Below are 234 nucleotides of genomic sequence, written 5' to 3' on the forward strand. Positions count from 1 at the left end.
TCGTTAGGGCATGATTGAAACCCACGTCATGTGTACCGCCTTCATACTTATGAATATTTTTCGTAATTGAATAAATATTTTTTGTATAACCTTCTTTATATTGAAGAGAAACTTCAACTTGAATTTCATCTTTCGAACCCGCTACATATACAGGTTCTTCAGGAATCGGGTGCTTCGAGCGGTTTAAATGCGCAACATAAGATTTAATTCCACCTTCATAATGGAACTCTTTCT

At 35.5% G+C, this 234-nt stretch carries 1 pseudogene; it reads right to left on the reverse strand.

Going from position 1 to position 234, the window contains the following annotated elements:
* Positions 1-234 (reverse strand): annotated as a pseudogene (locus JDS96_RS31580) (DNA topoisomerase IV subunit B); the annotation flags it as partial.

Source organism: Bacillus cereus group sp. N21, assembly GCF_016483395.1.
GTDB classification, from domain to species: domain Bacteria; phylum Bacillota; class Bacilli; order Bacillales; family Bacillaceae_G; genus Bacillus_A; species Bacillus_A pseudomycoides.